This window comes from Microcystis sp. LE19-84.1B (assembly GCF_027531875.1).
In the GTDB taxonomy this organism is placed as follows: Bacteria; Cyanobacteriota; Cyanobacteriia; order Cyanobacteriales; family Microcystaceae; genus Microcystis; species Microcystis panniformis.
Genome location: NZ_JAPZSR010000227.1, coordinates 1 through 17,446, shown reverse-complemented (window position 1 = coordinate 17,446; position 17,446 = coordinate 1). Strand labels below are relative to the sequence as shown.

Below are 17,446 nucleotides of genomic sequence, written 5' to 3'. Positions count from 1 at the left end.
ATACCGTAAGGGTAAAAAACAATCTCGTAATTATCACAAGGCTAGAAAGCGATATGCTCGGAAACATTTAAGAGTAAGTAGGCAACGAGAAGAGTTTGTCAAAAGTGTGGCACTCCGTTTAGTTAAGTCTAACGACTTAATTGCGTATGAAGACTTAAATATCAAAGGCATGGTCAAAAATCGTCATTTAGCGAAGTCGATAACCGATGCAGGATGGTCTGTTTTTAGGCAATGGCTAGAGTATTTTGGGGACAAATACGGCAAGTTAACTATAGCTGTCTCACCTCATAATACGTCTCAAAATTGTTCTAATTGTGGACAAAAAGTTCAAAAGTCGCTATCTACTCGAACCCATGTTTGTCCTCATTGTGGATATACAGATTGTCGAGATAGAAACGCCGCTTTAAACATCTTGCAAAAGGGATTAAGTAGCGTGGGGCGCACGCACCCCCCCTGCCCCCCCGACATCGGGGGGGTGGGGGGGGGAGAGATTCCCTCTTGGTTGGTTGGAGAAATCCTGCTTGCTAACGGAGACTCAATGAACGAAGAATCCCCGTCTTTTTAGAGCGGGGAGCGTCAAACAAAAAAGGCGTTACAGGCGCTTTGATTGTCTGAGGCCTCTGGCTTTAGACTTTGGGAGATACCCCCCCTTGGGAGAATCTCTTAAAGTGCATTGTTAAGGTGTGTTAGTAAAAAAGATCGGTCAATTGGTGGCTCTAGATGACCTACTGCCTTAATCCCAACTGTACTCAACCGAAAAACGCCCCGACAGCGTTAATCTGCGAGAGTTGCGGTTCAAAACTTCTTCTGCACGACCGCTATCAAACCCTACGCATTTTGGGGAAAGGAGGGTTCGGGGCAACTTTTGTTTCATCGGATCTGTCCCTACCAGATAAGCCCCTCTGTGTGGTCAAACAACTGCAACCTCCCTCTCAAGATGCTAATGTTTTTCGCATGGCGAGGGAACTTTTTGATCGAGAAGCGGCCACCTTGGCCAAACTGGGAGTTCATCCGCAGATTCCCCGATTATTGGACTATTTTGAAGATAATCAACAGTTTTATCTAGTTCAAGAATACGTTAAAGGTCATAACCTGCACCAAGAGGTCAAAAAACGCGGACCGTTTAGCGAAGCGGGAGTCAAACAGTTTTTAAGTGAACTCTTGCCGATTTTGAAATATGTCCACGAGCAAAAGGTAATTCATCGGGATATCAAACCCGCTAACCTAGTTCGTCGGCAAACAGACCGAAAATTGGTTCTGATTGACTTCGGGGCTGTCAAAAATCAAGTTAATACCGTCATTGCTGATGCCAATTCTCAAACCGTTCTCACTAACTTTGCCGTGGGTACCCAGGGTTTTGCCCCCCCCGAACAGATGGCCATGCGTCCCGTTTACGCTAGTGATATCTATGCGGTGGGAGCTACCTGTCTCTATCTACTCACGGGCAAATCTCCTAAAGCGATCGAAGTTGATATTAATACAGGTGAATTACTCTGGGAAAAATTAGTCAAGGTGAGTCCCCAGTTTGCTAAAGTCCTGAAAACAATGCTGGAAGTCTCTGTCCGTCATCGCTACAAATCCGCCCAAGAGGTAATGGATGCTTTAGACATGACGGCTTATGCCGATAGTCTAGCCCAAAGTTTAATCGCCGCTCCAATGGTTACTTCCCAGCCCCCCCGACAAGATTCAGGTTCGATAGCCACTTCCTCCGTTTCTGGCCGTCTCAAGTCTAAATTTCGTCCCAAAAATAAAAATCCAGAGGCCTCTCCAGATAATATGCTGGGGGGACAGATGGCTTTTTCACTGTTTAATACAAATGTATTGAATAAAAGTCAAGCCCGCAGCAGCACAGAGCTAACCCTACTGAAGAAAAAACCCCGCTTAGATGAAAAAGCGATTCTCGATGCTTACAATAACGGCCGGCGCAATTTCGCCCAAGAGGAATTACCAAATCTCAATCTGGCCAAAGCCAAACTTTTTGGCATCAATTTCTGTCAATCCAAATTAACAGGAGCTAATTTACGAGGGGCGGATCTGTCCAATGCGGATCTGGGCCGGGTTAATCTCAGTCAAGCTATTCTCAAAAATACCAATTTAAATAATGCCTATCTCGGTTATGCAGACCTGGAAGAGGCCGATTTACGCGGGGCTAATCTCACTGGCGCCCATCTTCGCTACGCTAATCTCAAAGATGCTAATCTTTGCGGGGCTAATCTCTCTGATGCCCAAGTAACTCGAGAACAAATCGCCCTGGCAAAAACCAATTGGTTAACAGTTATGCCCAATGGTAAACGCAGTTTCTGGTAATCTTTTTTCAGTGATCAGTAAACAGTAATCAGTAAACAGTGGCCAGTAAACAATAATCAGCAATCAGTGAAAAGACATTAGGAAACTTCGATTTAATACTGTCACGGCTCTTCTCGACTTTGTATGATAATTTTTGCTTATAGAATCGTGAAATATTTACTGGGAAAGACTTTTAGGACTATTTTGCTGAAGAAACTATCAGTATAGACCCCGTTTCCACACAGAAACCAGAAGAGCCAAATCTGATAACTTACCCACTGATAACTGATAACTGATAACTGATCACTGATAACTGATTTAACCGCGGCTTTCCTTAAAGGTTTTGTAGGCGGTTTCGGAGTCGAAAATATGGCAATAATCAACGATTCGCTGCATTAATGCCCAAGAAAACTTGGTTTCTTTCAGGTGACTCCCCCAATTTTCTTGGAGACTAGCGTGAACTTTGCGGAGGTTATAGGAAGGAATCGCCGTCGAGATATGATGGGGGATATGGACATTAATATCGTGACAGAGAATTTCTACCCAACGGGGATAACTACAGTGAACTGTCCCTTCTAGTTGCGCTAAAGCTTGATTCCACTCTTCGGGATAGTAAAATTGAATATCGGGGTCTGTGTGATGGACAAGGGTAAAGGTACTCATCCAAAAATGATAGACAAACCAAGGCACCACCCAAAATTTAACCAATCCCCAGACACCAGTGTAGAAAATTAGGGTTGGGAAAAAAATAGCGGCAAAAACCAGAACTACAATCATCGAAAAGCGCGCTTTTTCCCGTTCGTTCTCCTTGAATTGTTCGATGTTGAAGTGTAGAATCGCCCAGTGGGCGATCGAACCGAGCCACCAGAAACGGCCGCGAATGCCGCGATAAAAGAGACGCACTAAGGGGTTGGCCGAGTTAAAAGCTTCTAATTCCCACGGATCCCAAGCATTATCTATCGTTACCATGTTAGTTTTAGCATGATGGCGATCATGGAGGAAACGCCAGCAGTGGAAGGGATAGATAAGCGGTAAGAGGAAAATATGACCGACAAGATCATTAACCCAGGGTCGATTAGAAAAAGACCGATGACCGCAATCATGCGCGATCACAAAGAATCCCGTTAAAGCTGTACCCGTAAAAATCCAAGCTAAAGGCAGTAAATACCAGGGAGAATAAACTAGCATTGCATAACCCGCAATGACCGCCAAAATATTCGTAATCACACCAAACCAAGCTTTAACTGGGTCTTTCTGGAAATATTCTTTGGGAATGCTTTGAATAATATCTTTCAGTTTAAAGTCTGGCTCGATCGAGGTGATCAACTCCCCATGCAATTTATCCGTCGTTGCCGTCATGAAATCTCCAATTACACTTAGGTGAACCCTTGACAAGAAATTAGCTAGGAGGTTTGGCTAAATTCTGCCCTATACCACAAGCCGTCTTTTTTGTCAATATATTTTTAACTTTAATTAATAAACTTCCGCGAAGCTTAATAATCCTTTACTTTATATACCATAAGAGGAGATTTTCTGTTTTGGCAAAATTTGACGGCGGGTGCATCTCATTTTTGTAAATCTACCAATTGGGATTTTTACGGGGAAACCCCCCTGCTAAAATCGGGCGTTGTTTCTGATTTTACCACTCAATCCCAGCTTTTGGGGGGTTCTACCCCCCAAACCCCCCGTTGGGGGCGTGGCGCCGCCCCCAAACCCCGGAGCGCATTAGTTTTTCGGTGGGATGCTTACACGCAGCTGCTGATACATTTGTCATCATCTAAGAGTCACTGATAATTGCTGATTGTCGGTATTCCTGCAAATCTGAGATGCACCCTTGACGGCTGCCTATTGCCTATTGCCTATTGCCTATTGCCTTCAAAAACTGATAACTGATAAAAAAACAAATATTGACTATTTTTAGGCATTTTTTAACGATTAGCGGTGTTTTCTAGGGATTTAATCTCCTCCTGTACCTTACGGTGTTCGCGATTTAACTGTTTTTTGACCGATTCGGGGAGTTGTTCCTGTTTTTTCAGGGCATTATTAAAGTAATCTAATGCCAGTTTCAAAGAGCCGGTATTTTTATCCGTATTGCCTTGAATTCTCAGGATTTGACCCTTCAGATACATTAATTCTGGATTATCGGGGGTCGCTTTCAGAGCGTTATCGATAAACCGCAAAGCCTGATCATACTGCTTTAAATCCCGGTAAGCTAGAGCTATACCTCGATCAACCAAGTAATCAGGACTCCCGTATGTTTCTAGCCGTTGAATTGCCTCTTGGGGACTAGAAAAGGGCAGATTAACCGCTAAAATCAAATCCATATAACCCTTTAACAGGTTCAATTCCGGATCCGTAGGATTAACCTTTTCTGCGGTTTCCAAATACTGAAACACCTGTTGTAGTCTGGGGATAGCCGATACTGCACCTTCGGTTTGAAAAACGTAGGTTCCCTCCAAAAAACTCCCCACCGCGAGATACAAATTTCCCCTTAAAGGGTCGCTGTCCTGTATTTGTTTGGCCGCTTCCTTAGTTTTCTCGGAGTAGGTTTTGAGGGTGTTCCAATCCTGGTCAGTAAAAGCAAGAGAGGCGCGCATAGCATGGGACAAAGGTTCTTGGGGTTCCTTTTCTGTGGCCTCAACAATTAATTTTTTTGCCTCTAGATAATTACCTTGTTTAAAAATAGCGTTAAAAGCGGCCTCGGTCTTATCACCAATCGGTCGGGGATTGGTTTTGCGGAAAGGATCTCCGGCCAACCCGGGACCAATCCAGTTAACCACTACCATAACAGCCAGCGAAGCACCGATCGCCATTTTTTTCGTTAAACCTAACCTCAGCACCATGGTCAAAAGTCTCCTTGAGCGAATGAAAAAATCTGTCACAATAGAAACAAGTTTCTAGACTTAATTTCCAGTTATTTTCCTGTCAATGCTTTATCTCAAAGATGTGGTTTATCATCCCCCCGCTGCCCTCAATCCCATTTTACAGGGGATTAATCTCGAATTAGCACCCCAAGAATTAGGTCTGATTGTTGGCCCCAGTGGTTCCGGAAAAACGACTCTTTTGGAAATTTTAGCAGGCTTTGCCGATAAAACAGGAGGGACGATTCACTGGCGCGACCAAGAATTAACGGTGCTGCACCTGCAACAATTGGGAGGAATCGTTTTTCAGTTTCCCGAACGTCATTTTTGCGGTAAAACCATCCTTGAGGAGTTGCGTCTCGGTCATCCAGAAATTAAAAGCGATCGCCTAACAGCGGCCTTAAAGGAGGTAGGATTAGAAAATACTCCTCTGGATACTTCTCCCCACAATCTTAGTGGAGGTCAACAGCGTCGTTTATCCCTCGCTGTTCAGTTAATCCGGCAGCCTAATCTGTTACTTCTCGATGAACCTACGGCCGGTTTAGATTGGTCGATGCGTCGTCAATTGGCTAAACTTCTCGCTAGTCTCAAACAACACTGGACTTTATTAGTAGTTAGTCACGATGCTGGCGAATTATTGCCTATTGCTGACCGTCACTGGAAAATTGAACAAGGACATTTGAGGGAAATAAAAAGTGAAAAAACAGATAGTTGAGGTTTTAGGGTATTGGGGTTTTAGGGTGTTGGGGTGGTCACTGCGTCCGCGTTCGGGGGGTGTTGGGGTTTTAGGGTTTTAGGGTATTGGGGTTTTTAGTTGAAATTCCCCACTTCCCCACTTCCCCACTTCCCCACTTCCCCACTTCCCCACTTACCCACTTCCCCACTTCCCCATTCCCCCATCTCCTGTCTCCTGACTCCTGACGACCGGCTCCTAACCCCACCAACAAACTTTTTCAGCAAACCCGAATTAATGATCCTTCCTGAATTATTTGACCTTTGGCAAGAAACCCTAGAATGGCAACCCGATGGGGCCAGACAAGCGCGATTTCAACAACTTTATGAGTTGATTTTAGAGGGTAATCAACGTTTTAATCTCACCCGAATTACCCAACCAGAGGAGTTTTGGGAAAAACATCTTTGGGATTCTTTATCGGGTTTAGCTTGGTTAGAAAAATCCCAGCCAGATCTATTGACAAAATCCCTATCAGTCATTGATTTGGGGACCGGGGCCGGGTTTCCGGGGGTGCCAATTGCGATCGCATATCCCCATTGGTCGGTGACTCTCTTAGATTCCACCCAAAAAAAGATTAATTTTCTTGAAGAAGTTATTGACAAATTAGAGTTAAATAACACGAAAACTCGTTTAGGTCGGGCGGAAATCGTCGGGAAAAACCTTAAACATAACTCTGCTTACGATATCGTCTGTTTGCGAGCGGTAGGTAATGTGGATATCTGTGTTAACTATGCTTTGCCTTTCCTGAAAAAGACCGGAATCGCTATTCTCTATCGTGGTCAGTGGTCGTCGGAGGATAGTTTAAATTTAGAGGAGAATCTAGGGAAAGCCGGCGGTAAAATCCTCGAAATTGCCAGTTTTACCACTCCCTTAAGTCAAAGTGTCCGTCATTGTCTATATATCGGCAAGGGATAACTTTAAGCGGTGAGAGGATGGAAAAAGAAAGCCAAGGCCAGGATAGCATAGGTAGCTAAGAGTAACATTCCTTCCAACCAATTCGATCGCCCATCACTACTAATCGAATTAGCCAACCACACCGCCACAGCCACTGCCACCAACTCAAAGGGATTAAAATTTAGATCCATGGGCTGACCGATAATATAACCCATGATAACCAAAACCGGAGCCACAAACAGGGCGATCTGCATACTGGAACCGACAGCCACAGATACCGATAGATCCATTTTATTCTTAAGGGCGACGGTGACAGCCGTAGCGTGTTCGGCCGCATTACCGATAATAGGCAAAAGAATCACCCCGGTAAACAGTGCCGTTAAACCTAGCTGTTCCGTAGCCTCCTCTAGGGATGCCACTAATAACTCCGATTCTACGGCCACAGCGATGGTAACGATCAATAAAATCAAAGACCAAAACCAGATTTTCGGCTTTGCGGGGTTTTCTCCAGCACTTTCCTCCTCGATACCAGCAATCCCGACATCATAGAGATAGGTGTGGGTTTTCATGGAAAACAAGAGACTTAAACCATAGACGAAAATTAACACCGCTGCCACGGCCACGGATAGACGTTGCAGGACTGGTTCCCCGACTCCCGTGGAGGTAAATTGCACGGCAGTGGGTAAAAGAATCGCCACCACCGCTAAATTCATGGCTGAAGCATTTAAACGAGCGGTTATCGGTTGAAATTCCTGTTCTTTGAAGCGTAAACCGCCTAAAAACATCGATAATCCCATAACTAAGAGTAAATTACCGATAATTGAGCCAGTAATCGTCGCTTTTACCACATCGATAAAACCTTCCCGCAAAGCGACATAGGCGAGAATTAATTCTGTGGCATTGCCAAAAGTGGCATTCATCAAACCGCCAATATTTGGCCCGACCACCACCGCAATCGCTTCCGTGGCTTCCCCCATGTAGGCCGCTAGGGGGATAATGGCTAGACAAGCGGTGATAAAAACAACTGTTCCGCTCCAGTGTAACAGGGAACCGGCGATCGATAGCGGCACAAAAATTAATAGGATGGCGAAAATGGTGTTTTTGCTTAACATAAAGTGGGTAATTTTGTCAAGATAATTTTATTTCGATCGGAGATGGGGACTAGAATCGGATTTTAGCCAAAATTCCCCAGTAGAACCGGTTATTATCCATAATATTGCCCTAAAACCGTCTCTGAGCGACTTTTCTAGGGGTTCGGGGGGTGATTGGGAGGGAACAGTCACCGGTTTAATCACGATTCCGCGACTACCAAAAACAATTTCTCCCACTAATCGCGCCCTTCTCATGTGATTATCGGAAGTGACCAGATAGACACTATCAATACCTTGGGCTTTCAGTTGATCGGCTAGGCTAGTAAAGTTAGTGACAGTATCTCGCGCATTGTAATCGAGATGGAGACGTTCTAGGGGAATTCCCGCTTTTTTAAAAATCTTTTTCACATATCGTCGCGGACTACCGGAAGATACCCAAATCGGTAGATCGGGATATTCCTTAGCTAATTTTGCCGCAAAACGTTCTCGATCGGCATGACCTCCCAAAACAAAAATCGCTTCCGGTTTTAGCCACTGCTGACGTAAATCGTGGTATAACCAGCCTAAACTCGCCAAAATTAGCGGAATAGCCAGCAATTTTAACCTAGATTTGCCTAACTTCCCTTTCAGAGAAACTCGCTTTTTTCCCTGAGAATTAGCCTTGAGAACCATATATCAGTGATCGGTGAGCGGTTGTCAGCCTTCAGCTTTGTGGATTAAAGTGATCGAGGGTGAGGATCATCGAACTCACATTGACGTGGGAGATGGGGATTTTATTCCCCAACTGACCGATAATTTTCCCAGAACTCAGGTTGATTGATGCGGTCGCTTACATCCCCCACCAACGGGCCACCGCTTCGGGAAGGGGTAGCAAAATACTTAATAACAAAGCCAGGGAAAATAGACCTAATAAATCTCGTTTATTATCCAATTCAGTCACATCATTTAAAGCAGGTTGATCGCTGACTGGCATTAATAAGAGAATAATCGCCCAGAGTAAAAAATCTGGCTGCACTAGGGCTAAAATAAACATGAATAATCGAGTTAATTGACCGATAATTATGGCGGTTTTCTGCCCATACATGGCGTGAACAATATGACCACCATCCAATTGACCCACGGGCATTAAATTTAGGGCTGTAACGATAATTCCCACATAACCGGCCACCGCTAAAGGATGTAAATGGATGGCTTTTCCTGCGATTAAATCACTGCCGAAGGCTAGTTTAGCTACGATAGACAAGAGAAAAGAAAACTGCGGATTTAAGGCCTGAAAATTTAATAAACTGCTTTGATTGGTTAGGGGAACTATTTCCGAGAGGGACAATCCCCAAAACAGTAGAGGAATAGCGATAATTATACCCCCCAAAGGACCGGCCACCGCCACATCAAATAAAGCTTTACGGGTGGGTACAGGGGAGCGCATTTGAATAAAAGCCCCGAAGGTGCCGAGGAAGAAAGGAATGGGGATAAAATAGGGCAAAGTAGTTTTAATTTTGTATTTAACTGCTGTAAAATAATGACTGAATTCGTGCAGTCCTAAAATAGCAATTAAGCCTAAACTGTAGGGTAAACCTTGTAATAATAAACTAGGATTATTTTCTAATTGTTGGGCGGTAATGCCACTTAATCCCGCACCGATGTCCGTGGTAGTTAAGAGAGTTAATAACAATAAACCCAGGGCAAGAAAGGGGCGAGTAATTTTTTCAGTTTCTATAGTTTCTGTTTTTTGCTGCCAGGGATTAGCCACAAGAGCGAAAAAAGGTTGTCCCTGAAAACTTTCTTGGAAAAGCAATAAAAAGCGATCCCCAAAAACCTTTTCCACATTGTTTTTAATCACTTGATAAGCTTCTTCGGGAACCGCTCGCAATTTCCCCCGACAGAGAATTGCTTGGGGACGATAATCGATATTTTGCAGATAATAAATACCCCAAGGAAAACAATCTCTTAGGGATTTTTCCTCTTCGGCAGTGATCGGTTTTAAATCATTTTTAGGTGCAGGATTATCAATATTTTCTAGGACTAAATTCGCTTTTTCCAGTGGTGATGGGGGGCTTTCTTGGGGAGTAACTCGACCCTTTTGTACTAGCCACCAATACAAAAAAGGGCAGATCACAAAAGGACCGACCAGCAAAAATGCCGGCATGGGGGTATCCTGTCCATAGATTAACGTCCAGCCAGTCCAAATAAGAGCCGGAGTCATCAGGACTAACCAAATTAACCAAATTGGTGTTGTCGTGATTTTGGCCACGCTACGCTTGACGATAAAATAAGTGAAACCGCCAAGAATCCCTAATAACAACCACATTTCCATATCGGCTCTTTTCTCTTGAATAAAAAGCGGCTAATTTCAGCCCGCCCGGTCATCGATCGTGCTAGATTGTAAACCGCATTGATTGTGATTTGGATAGGCAAACCATGCGATCGGAAACCGAATCGTCTCCTTTAGAGGTTAGCAAAACCACAAAACCCCCTCGATTAATTCTAGAAGGTTTATACGCTTTCTCGCCTAATCGGGAAACCCTAGGGGGAACCTCTTATCTTATTGTAGAAAATACTGGTAATATTCTGGTGGATTGTCCTGGCTGTGAGGAGAGCGAGCGGGATTTTCTCCGAGAAAAGGGAGTCCGTTACTTATTTTTTACCCATCGCGGGGGTCAGGGTAAACAGAGCGATTCTCTGCAAAGTTTACTTGATTGTGAGATTATTCTACAGGAACAGGAAGCCTATCTGCTTCCTCACCGTCAAATTACCGTTTTTCAGCAACAAATCCAGTTATCTCCCACTTGTAGCGGTTTTTGGACTCCAGGCCATTCTCCCGGTTCCTCCTGTCTCTACTGGAACCGTCACGGGGGGGTTTTATTTACCGGTCGTCATCTTCTCCCCGACACCAAGGGTCAACCGCGACCTCTACAGACCGCTAAAACTTTCCACTGGCCGCGGCAATTGCGATCGCAAAAGGCCATTTTAGACCGTTTTAGTCCGGAAACCCTCTCCTATCTTTGTCCGGGAGCTAATACCGGCTTTTTGCGCGGTCGGGGAATTATCGATCGCGCCTACGAAAAAATCAGCGCCAATCCTCTTAACTAAAGACTTTTTAGAAGCTGCATCGTTCAATTCCCAGAAATTATGAATTTAACCGTTAAAGACTTGGGTGAACAGGGATTGCTACCGATTCTGCAAAAATATTGTCCTGCGGAGATTATCGGTGATGATGGGGCGATTTTATCCCTCAAAGACGGTTACTCTCTCGTTGTCACCACTGATGTTTTAGTTAATAACGTCCACTTTAGCGATCTTACCACCTCTCCCGAAGATGTGGGCTGGCGAGCGGCGGCGGCTAATTTATCCGATTTAGCGGCTATGGGGGCAGAACCCCTGGGAATTACGGTAGGATTGGCTTTAACTCCCAATCTAGCCATCGATTGGCTAGAAGGACTCTATCGGGGTCTTAGCTCTTGTCTGCAAGTATATCAGACGGCGATCGTTGGTGGTGATGTCTGTCGGGCCACGGAGATTAACATCAGCATCACCGCCCTGGGACAAGTAGCAAAAAATGAAGAAATTAGACGTTTTAATGCAACAGTGGGCGATAGTATCGTTATTACAGGTTATCACGGTTTATCGCGGGCTGGATTAGAGTTACTCTTGCACCCTGAAACCGGGAGGAATTTAAATTCCGCCCAAAAAAAGCGATTAATCCAAGCTCATCAACGGCCGCGACCGAGACTCGATTGCATACCACATTTACAAAAAATTGTCAAGCAATTTCCCATCGCGGGCATGGATAGCAGTGACGGGTTAGCAGATGCCATCATGCAAATTTGTCGCTGTAGTGGGGTTGGTGCCGAAATCGAGAGTATTCCCCTGCATCCAACCCTGAAAGAATATGTAGGAGCCGAAAAAGCTCTAGAATGGGCTTTATACGGCGGTGAAGACTTTGAGTTAGTTTTGTGTTTACCCCCGGACAGTGCCAGAGAATTGCTGGAGCAAGTGGGGGAAGATGGGGCGATAATCGGTCAAATTGTCCCGGGGAAAGAGATAAAATTAGCCGACGGGAGAAAACTCAGTTTAAGCTCTGGATTTCAACATTTTTAGCCTCTATAAATCGCCAAAACCTTTCTTTTTCTTGATTTTCTTCGGTTTTTTCGGGCTGCCACCTTGACCGCGGAACCCCGGTTGATTGCCACCGCCAAACATTCCGCCACCCATCCCCGGCATCCCCGGCATAGCGGGCATTTGTCCCCGTCCCATCTGTTGCATCATCGTTCGCATTCTGGTGAAATTAGCAATTAGTTTGGTAACTTCTGTTTCCGGATGTCCCGAACCCTTGGCAATGCGACGACGACGATTAGGAGACTTAGCCAATAAATCGGGGTTAGCGCGTTCCTCCGTGGTCATGGAATTAATCATCGCTTCCGTGCGTTTTAACTCTTTTTCCCCCTTTTCGATGTCTGTCCCGCTCAGTTTGCCCAGACCGGGGATTAACTTGAGGACTCCCCCCAGGGAACCCATATTTTTTAACAGCCGCATCTGTTTGAGGAAGTCATTAAAATCAAACTTAGCCTCTAAAATCTTGGCCTGCATTTTGGCCGCGTCTTCTAGGTCTAACTGTTCCTGAGCTTTTTCCACTAGCGTCAGGACATCACCCATATTGAGGATGCGACTGGCAAGGCGATCGGGATAAAATGGCTCTAAAGCTTCTACTTTTTCCCCAACCCCAACAAATTTAATCGGTTGTCCCGATATTTGCCGCACTGATAGGGCCGCACCACCGCGAGTATCGCCATCGAGTTTGGTGAGAATTGCCCCCGTGATGCCGATTTGTTGGTGAAAAGTGTTGGTAAGACTGGCCGCTTCCTGACCAGTCATCGCATCCACCACTAATAAAGTATCGTCGGGCTTGACAATTTTCTTGATTTGTGCTAGTTCGCCCATCATCTGGGTATCTATCTGCAAACGACCGGCGGTGTCGATGATAACCGTATCTACGCCCAATTCTTTGGCTTTTTCCACACCTTGACGGGCGATATCGACGGGATTAGCCTGAGAACCCATCTCGAAGACGGGAACATTTATCTGTTTACCGAGGGTGATTAATTGGTCAATGGCCGCCGGACGGTAAACATCGGTAGCCACCATCAGGCAGCTTTTGGACTGTTTGCGGAGATATAGGGCTAATTTGGCGGTGGCGGTGGTTTTTCCCGTCCCTTGCAACCCGGCCATTAAAATTACGGTGGGGGGTTTATCGGCCTGAGCTAGGGGGACGTTACTTTCCCCCATAATTTTGACCAATTCATCATAGACAATTTTGATAAATTGCTGGCCAGGATTGACTCCGGAAATAACTTCAGCGCCGAGGGCTTGTTTTTCGACCTCAGCAATAAATCCCTTGACTACCTGTAGGTTAACATCTGCTTCTAATAAAGCTCGCCGGACTTCTTTGAGGGTTTCTTGTATATTGGCCGAGGAGATTTTATCTTGACCTCGTAATTTTTTCCATGCGTCTTCTAAGCGGTCGGCCAGTGCGTCGAACATAGTTTCGGAATTAAATTTTTAACTAGATCGATTTTATCTCAAATGTCCGGTGAAGACCCCCGTTCTTAGCCTGTCAATAGTCCCGGACCTGGATGGTGCGGCCAATCTCCCGGTGTAGGAGAGTGAGCAGCGGGGAGAGACAATCCATAATTGGGTTTTTAAAGTGGGATTTACTTTTGATTGCTCAGAAATAGTCGTAATTTTAATAAACTGAGAGTCTGACCGAGATTGAGGGGAAGGAGGGAAATGCCTTCTAACCGCGATTGTAACCAACCATCACCCCAATACCATTCGTGATAGCCATCGATACCTTGACTCAAAAGCAAGCGTAAACACTGGTCATTGGCTAATAAAACCTGATGTTGTACGGGAATTAAACCTAACCAAGAGGTAAAAGTCAAACCTGCCTCTAATTTATCGGGTAGATTGGGCGAGAGCATTTGCGGCCACAGCCATTGACGGAGATGAGCAGTTTTGAGTAAACTATCCCGGATAGCCTCTTCACTGGCCGAGATTTCGATACGCAGCTGACTTTGTTGAAAATTGCCGAACATATTGTTGTCTGATAATTTTTGTTAAGTTAGTTAAAGAATAACTAAAAATCGGGACAGCGTTTTCCAAGGATAACAGTAAGTAGTATGGCAGATAAATTAATCCGCGCCACGGCCGCCGATGGCGGAATTAGAGTAGTAGGAGTGATTACCACTCGTTTAACCGAAGAAGCTCGCCAAAGACATAAATTATCTAACGTAGCCACTGCCGCTCTCGGTCGCACGATGGCATCGGCTTTACTCTTGGCTTCCAGTTTAAAAAAACCCGGTTCTAGGGTCAATATTCGCATTAAAGGCGACGGTCCCCTAGGCGGTGTTTTAGTTGATGCTGGACTCGATGGCACGGTGCGGGGTTATGTGGACTGTCCCCAGGTGGAATTACTCCCCAATGCTAAGGGTAAATTAGATGTGGGTCGCGCCGTGGGTAACAAGGGTTATGTGCGAGTCTTACGGGAAGAAAAAGGTGAGGAGAGAAATGAACTTCAAGAAAGCATCGTCGAGATAGTTTCTGGGGAAGTGGGGGAAGATATCGCCTACTACCTGGACCAGTCCGAACAAATTCCCTCCGCTTTGCAAGTGGGGGTTTTTGTCGGTACGACCACAGGAGTAACGGCTGCCGGGGGAATTTTATTACAAGTTCTCTCGAAAGAGGCCGCCAGGGATGAGGTCTTAGTGGCTCGTTTAGAGTCGAGATTGCGAAAATTAACGGGATTTACGCCTCTTTTACGAGCAGGAAAGGGTCTAGAAGATATTTTTCAGGAACTTCTCGGAGATATGGGTCTAGAAATTTTTCCGGCTGTGCAGATGCTGCGTTTTGATTGTGATTGTTCTTTTGAACGGGCCCTAGGAGCTTTAAAATTCCTCGGGGTCGATGAATTAAAAGACATTATCGAAAAGGATAAACAAGCGGAAGCCATCTGTGAGTTTTGCCAGGAAGTGTATAGTGCCAACGAGAGACAATTAATCGAATTAGTCGAGTCTCTACAAGCTGAATCTTGCTGAGAAGTCGGGCAATGAGCGCCATTAAGGTAAAATCTATCTAAAATATCTGTCAGGGAGTCGTGAATGTTTAAAGGAAAAGAATTAACCAAAAATCTAGTCAAACGAGAATCGATTGACTCCCTGACTCGTTGGCCAGAGAAAACTAAGTCTTTTCTTTTTCTCTTTTGGTCCCGATACCAGCATCGTTTCACTTGGAAAGTTTGGGCGGCTTTATTTGTGGTCGTCTTTGGCGGTGTTGGCTTTCTCGCCACTTGGCAGTTATTAAATATGCAGAAGTCGCCCAATTGCCCCAAAATCTTCTGGCCTATTGCTTCTGCCTCCCTGCGTCTCTACTGCGCTCAACTTTCCGCCGATAGTCGTACCGTGGAAGGATTACTCGCAGCAATTGCCCTAGTGGAAGCTTTACCCGAGGACCATCCCTTGCGATCGCAAGTTAATCAACAGGTGGAAGAGTGGGCGCGAGATATCCTGAATTTGGCGGAAAAAGACTATCAAGCGGGAAATTTAGAGCAAGCAATTGCTAAATCTCGTCAAATCCCCAATAATATGGCAGTAGCGGCAATTATTGAAGAAAGAATCGCTAAGTGGCAAGGAACTTGGACGGAAGGCAACGAGATATTAAGCAAACTAGAGGAAAATCTCCGCGCTTCCAACTGGAATCAATCTTTCCGCCTAGCAGTGGATTTATTGAACTTAAATAACGAATATTGGGCAACGGTTAAATATAATGAAGCGCTCGCTAAAATTACCGTCGCCCGGGAAGATAGCAGTAAATTAGATAATGCCTTTAATCTCTTTGCCCGGGGCGGTCTCGACAATTGGTTGAAAGTCATCGAAGAAGCTAGAAAAATTCAAGCCAGCAGTTATGCCTATCAGGAGTCCCAAAAATTAATCGGGAAAACCGAGGATAAACTAAAAGAATACGCCGAAAGATTAATTGAGCGGAAGCAATGGCAAGCTCTCCGGGATTTGGCTAACCAAACCCCCAAAGGCCTCAAAATTAAAGAAGATGTCACCGATTGGTCCCTCTTGTCCGAAGCGGCCTTAGATGCGGAAGCCGGCACGGTGGACGGATTGGAAGCCGGCATACTGGGACTAGAACAAATCGACGCTTCTCGACCTCTCCATCAAACGGCCCTAGCTATGAGGGAACGCTGGCAGTTACAGGTACAGGATGTAAAAATACTGTCCGAGGCTAGAGATTTAGCACAAGCAGGTACAATCGAGCAGTATAGCGCCGCTATCGCGAAAGCGGGCGAGGTTCCCCGTAATAATCCCCTCTGGTCGCAAGCACAGCAGGAAATTGGCTCTTGGAATCGTCAAATACAAGTCATAGAAGACCGGCCGATTTTAGAACGGGCGCGGGAAATCGCTATCCCCGGCGATATTAATTCCCTCAGTAACGCTATTATTCAGGCGCAGGCTATTGGTAAAAATCGGGCCTTATACCGAGATGCCCAACGGGAAATTGACGACTGGCAAGTACGGATTGAACGCATGGAGGATCAACCCATTTTAGATCAGGCTCAAGCTTTGGCCAATCTCAAAGACTATAGCACAGCGATCGACACTGCCAATCAAATTCCCCCCGGTCGCACTCTTTCCGCGGAAGCATCCCAAAATATCCGTCGTTGGCGCCGAGAGTTGCGGGCCCGTCAAAATCTCCAACAGGCTAATCAATTAGCGGCGATGGGAACCGCAGAAGGTTTAACCCGAGCGATTGCTTTAGTTACCAATATTTCCACTAAAACCGATGCGGGTGTGCAACGGACTGAATTGCTGGAACGTTGGAGTTATCAGCTTTTGTCTTTAGCCACGGACCAAGCTAATAATGGCAGTTATCTGGAAGCTATTCGCCTTGCTGAATCCGTATCCCCGGAAAGTACCGCTTACAGTTCGGCTCGCTCCCAAATACGAGGCTGGCGCAATATTCTCCAACCTCCGGCCCCACCACCAATAGTTGAATCGACTCCCCTTTCCCCAGAGTACCCGATAGAAGCACCAAGTCCGGGTCAATAATCAGTTTTAGGGGCTGTTTTTGCCGTGGATTACCCCTACCCCTTGCCCCCTTGATAAGGCTATCCATTAGTCAGATCTTTCTTAACAAAAAGAGAAGAAACTAAAAAAAAGGGGAAACGATTGATAGGTATAGTTTTGAAAGAAGGAATCAAGGTGGAGGTAAGCAAAAAAATGGAGAAATGGGCAGCCCAAGAATTACAGTATGCAGACCTAGGGGACACCAGAAGAAAGAAAAGGTTAATCAGTATCGTAGAAAACTTGGGCAGCCAACCTAGTACAAGTGTGCCATAAGCTTCGGGAAATCTAGCCGCCGCCAGTGCCACATCTGACTTTTGGAATTCCCCCTATTTTCACCCCTCAGATCTAATTGCCGCCCAGGCCAAAAGTACAGTAGAAAGAATCAAAGAACATCCAATAGTTTTGGCAGTTCAAGACACAACAAGTTTAGACTTGACAACGCAAAAAGCCAAA

General features: G+C 45.4%; 16 protein-coding genes and 1 pseudogene. 9 read left to right on the top strand and 8 right to left on the bottom strand.

Going from position 1 to position 17,446, the window contains the following annotated elements:
- Nucleotides 1-565, top strand: a 565-nt coding sequence (locus O9324_RS13300; protein ID WP_288140424.1) for an RNA-guided endonuclease InsQ/TnpB family protein, incomplete at its 5' end; no start/stop codon positions are given.
- Between the two features lie 155 nt (nt 566-720).
- Nucleotides 721-2,307, top strand: coding sequence for a serine/threonine-protein kinase (locus O9324_RS13295; RefSeq protein WP_288140423.1), 1,587 nt, complete (start codon nt 721-723; stop codon nt 2,305-2,307).
- Nucleotides 2,308-2,604: 297 nt separating this feature from the next.
- On the opposite strand, the gene O9324_RS13290 is transcribed toward O9324_RS13295, so the two are convergent.
- Complete coding sequence (locus tag O9324_RS13290; RefSeq protein WP_072926991.1) at nt 2,605-3,645, bottom strand: fatty acid desaturase; 1,041 nt, start codon at nt 3,643-3,645, stop codon at nt 2,605-2,607.
- Nucleotides 3,646-4,214: 569 nt separating this feature from the next.
- Nucleotides 4,215-5,129 (bottom strand): Sll0314/Alr1548 family TPR repeat-containing protein, encoded by a 915-nt coding sequence (locus O9324_RS13285; protein ID WP_002769967.1) that lies wholly within the window; start codon nt 5,127-5,129, stop codon nt 4,215-4,217.
- Nucleotides 5,130-5,214: 85 nt separating this feature from the next.
- Between O9324_RS13285 and O9324_RS13280 the strand changes: the two genes are divergently transcribed.
- The gene (locus O9324_RS13280; protein WP_002769969.1) at nt 5,215-5,862 is read left to right on the top strand and encodes an ABC transporter ATP-binding protein; all 648 of its coding nucleotides are present in this window, start codon (nt 5,215-5,217) and stop codon (nt 5,860-5,862) included.
- 70 nt (nt 5,863-5,932) lie between these two features.
- Here the strand turns inward: O9324_RS13280 and O9324_RS13275 are convergent, their stop codons facing one another.
- Nucleotides 5,933-6,088 (bottom strand): hypothetical protein, encoded by a 156-nt coding sequence (locus tag O9324_RS13275; RefSeq protein ID WP_287698152.1) that lies wholly within the window; start codon nt 6,086-6,088, stop codon nt 5,933-5,935.
- Between the two features lie 29 nt (nt 6,089-6,117).
- Between O9324_RS13275 and rsmG the strand changes: the two genes are divergently transcribed.
- Nucleotides 6,118-6,795 carry a 16S rRNA (guanine(527)-N(7))-methyltransferase RsmG gene (gene rsmG / locus O9324_RS13270; RefSeq protein ID WP_288140422.1) on the top strand — a complete coding sequence of 226 codons (678 nt, stop codon included), beginning with the start codon at nt 6,118-6,120 and terminating at the stop codon, nt 6,793-6,795.
- A 2-nt stretch (nt 6,796-6,797) separates the two neighbouring features.
- Here rsmG and cax read toward each other — a convergent pair whose 3' ends face one another.
- The 3 genes from cax to O9324_RS13255 form a co-directional block, all read right to left on the bottom strand.
- Complete coding sequence (cax, locus tag O9324_RS13265) at nt 6,798-7,886, bottom strand: calcium/proton exchanger (protein ID WP_287628345.1); 1,089 nt, start codon at nt 7,884-7,886, stop codon at nt 6,798-6,800.
- Between the two features lie 27 nt (nt 7,887-7,913).
- On the bottom strand, nt 7,914-8,537 hold the full coding sequence (locus O9324_RS13260; RefSeq protein ID WP_002786683.1) for a YdcF family protein: 624 nt from the start codon (nt 8,535-8,537) through the stop codon (nt 7,914-7,916).
- 157 nt (nt 8,538-8,694) lie between these two features.
- Nucleotides 8,695-10,179: a site-2 protease family protein gene (locus O9324_RS13255; RefSeq protein ID WP_287671522.1), complete on the bottom strand. Its 1,485-nt coding sequence runs from the start codon at nt 10,177-10,179 to the stop codon at nt 8,695-8,697.
- A gap of 104 nt (nt 10,180-10,283) precedes the next feature.
- Here O9324_RS13255 and O9324_RS13250 point away from each other — a divergent pair, with 104 nt between their 5' ends.
- Nucleotides 10,284-10,955, top strand: a complete 672-nt coding sequence (locus O9324_RS13250) for an MBL fold metallo-hydrolase (protein WP_287629410.1) — start codon at nt 10,284-10,286, stop codon at nt 10,953-10,955.
- 39 nt (nt 10,956-10,994) lie between these two features.
- Nucleotides 10,995-11,963, top strand: coding sequence for a thiamine-phosphate kinase (gene thiL / locus O9324_RS13245; protein ID WP_288140421.1), 969 nt, complete (start codon nt 10,995-10,997; stop codon nt 11,961-11,963).
- 3 nt (nt 11,964-11,966) lie between these two features.
- On the opposite strand, the gene ffh is transcribed toward thiL, so the two are convergent.
- A complete protein-coding gene (ffh, locus tag O9324_RS13240) occupies nt 11,967-13,403 on the bottom strand; it encodes a signal recognition particle protein (protein ID WP_288140420.1) in 1,437 nt (478 codons plus the stop codon).
- Nucleotides 13,404-13,573: 170 nt separating this feature from the next.
- Entirely contained in the window at nt 13,574-13,957 is a 384-nt protein-coding gene (locus O9324_RS13235) for a hypothetical protein (protein WP_002770002.1), read from the bottom strand.
- A gap of 84 nt (nt 13,958-14,041) precedes the next feature.
- On the opposite strand from O9324_RS13235, the gene hslO reads away from it, so the two are divergent.
- From hslO to O9324_RS13220, 3 genes and pseudogenes are all read left to right on the top strand, one after another.
- Nucleotides 14,042-14,956, top strand: coding sequence for an Hsp33 family molecular chaperone HslO (hslO, locus tag O9324_RS13230; RefSeq protein WP_002770005.1), 915 nt, complete (start codon nt 14,042-14,044; stop codon nt 14,954-14,956).
- Nucleotides 14,957-15,019: 63 nt separating this feature from the next.
- On the top strand, nt 15,020-16,975 hold the full coding sequence (locus O9324_RS13225; RefSeq protein WP_288140419.1) for a coiled-coil domain-containing protein: 1,956 nt from the start codon (nt 15,020-15,022) through the stop codon (nt 16,973-16,975).
- Nucleotides 16,976-17,146: 171 nt separating this feature from the next.
- Nucleotides 17,147-17,446 (top strand): annotated as a pseudogene (locus O9324_RS13220) (IS4/Tn5 family transposase DNA-binding protein); the annotation flags it as partial.

Coding starts and splice junctions, on each gene's coding strand:
- O9324_RS13295 (WP_288140423.1), top strand. CDS start 721: ATGACCTACTGCCTTAATCCCAACTGTACTCAACCGAAAAACGCCCCG.
- O9324_RS13290 (WP_072926991.1), bottom strand. CDS start 3,645: ATGACGGCAACGACGGATAAATTGCATGGGGAGTTGATCACCTCGATC.
- O9324_RS13285 (WP_002769967.1), bottom strand. CDS start 5,129: ATGGTGCTGAGGTTAGGTTTAACGAAAAAAATGGCGATCGGTGCTTCG.
- O9324_RS13280 (WP_002769969.1), top strand. CDS start 5,215: ATGCTTTATCTCAAAGATGTGGTTTATCATCCCCCCGCTGCCCTCAAT.
- rsmG (WP_288140422.1), top strand. CDS start 6,118: ATGATCCTTCCTGAATTATTTGACCTTTGGCAAGAAACCCTAGAATGG.
- cax (WP_287628345.1), bottom strand. CDS start 7,886: ATGTTAAGCAAAAACACCATTTTCGCCATCCTATTAATTTTTGTGCCG.
- O9324_RS13260 (WP_002786683.1), bottom strand. CDS start 8,537: ATGGTTCTCAAGGCTAATTCTCAGGGAAAAAAGCGAGTTTCTCTGAAA.
- O9324_RS13255 (WP_287671522.1), bottom strand. CDS start 10,179: ATGGAAATGTGGTTGTTATTAGGGATTCTTGGCGGTTTCACTTATTTT.
- O9324_RS13250 (WP_287629410.1), top strand. CDS start 10,284: ATGCGATCGGAAACCGAATCGTCTCCTTTAGAGGTTAGCAAAACCACA.
- thiL (WP_288140421.1), top strand. CDS start 10,995: ATGAATTTAACCGTTAAAGACTTGGGTGAACAGGGATTGCTACCGATT.
- ffh (WP_288140420.1), bottom strand. CDS start 13,403: ATGTTCGACGCACTGGCCGACCGCTTAGAAGACGCATGGAAAAAATTA.
- O9324_RS13235 (WP_002770002.1), bottom strand. CDS start 13,957: ATGTTCGGCAATTTTCAACAAAGTCAGCTGCGTATCGAAATCTCGGCC.
- hslO (WP_002770005.1), top strand. CDS start 14,042: ATGGCAGATAAATTAATCCGCGCCACGGCCGCCGATGGCGGAATTAGA.
- O9324_RS13225 (WP_288140419.1), top strand. CDS start 15,020: ATGTTTAAAGGAAAAGAATTAACCAAAAATCTAGTCAAACGAGAATCG.